Annotated in this window: 2 protein-coding genes; both read right to left on the bottom strand. The window is 43.1% G+C overall.

The features are described 5' to 3' along the window. Nucleotides 1-256 (bottom strand): winged helix-turn-helix transcriptional regulator (locus CWM53_RS24680; RefSeq protein ID WP_133124386.1); only part of this gene is annotated, 256 nt, incomplete at its 3' end. Between the two features lie 85 nt (nt 257-341). Next, nucleotides 342-918 (bottom strand): FUSC family protein (locus CWM53_RS24675; protein WP_206062636.1); only part of this gene is annotated, 577 nt, incomplete at its 5' end.

Here is a 918-nt window from a genome sequence, read left to right as displayed (position 1 = left end):
CATTAAATTCTCTACAGATAAGTCCATCTTCTTCGAGCTCATGTAGCGTCTTTATCAACATCCGGTCCGTAATGTTGTGAAGATGCCTTTTTAACTGAGAAAACCGTAGTTCACCTTGCATGAGTACAATAATTGTTTTAACCCCCCATTTACTGGTGATATGGTTAAAAATAGTCTGGGCCTGGCATCCACTTAGTATTTCATTTTTACTGCTTAATGGCGACTTCCCTGCGGCTGTTTTGCCCGTTTCTTCCATAATCTTCCACCCAAACTATTTCATTAATGCTCTATCTACATATGCTTAGTTGTGACTTCCCGACGTAGGGATTCTTTCGGCTGCTTTATGATCCCGGCTTCACAAAAGCATGATGGTAGGTTTCTGTAAGATAAACGAGTCTGTCTACGCTTTCGGATACTTCCCGGGAAGCCTTAACCTTCACGAGCATTTGCTGATATGTACGAAGCCTCGCCAAATACATATTAAGCTTCTCTTTTCTTTTTTCATTATTACTGGCGTATTTCACCTCATCGGCTGCGCTTCGGAGCTCTCGATAAGGCATATTTAGAGCGGGATTATCCGGGAGTTGTGCATTGGCAAGGTGATTGTGGCCGACAATCAACCCAAGCGACATTCTGAGCTTGTCTAAATCTCCCGGATGAAGAGACTGCAGCAGGCTCAAATGCTGATAAAGGGCAGGCAGGTGTGTTTTACTTTGCCTGCGGTTTGCAGGGTTTAGTGATGTGGTTATTGAATAAATCAATGTATTCATAATTTTTTGGGTGGTTCGGGACTGAGACCGATCGGGGATCAGCAGAATAACCGCGAACGCGAAGAGACTACCCACTATCTGTCCTAACACATTATCAGTGAATGTATTAATGTTGAAAACCATTGGATTCGCTATTGTTACCGCATTC

The sequence above is a fragment of the Klebsiella sp. A-Nf5 genome (genome assembly GCF_002810545.1).
Taxonomy (GTDB): domain Bacteria; phylum Pseudomonadota; class Gammaproteobacteria; order Enterobacterales; family Enterobacteriaceae; genus Klebsiella; species Klebsiella variicola.
The sequence above is the reverse complement of the archived record's forward strand: the minus strand, read 5'-3'. Positions and strand labels throughout refer to the sequence as shown.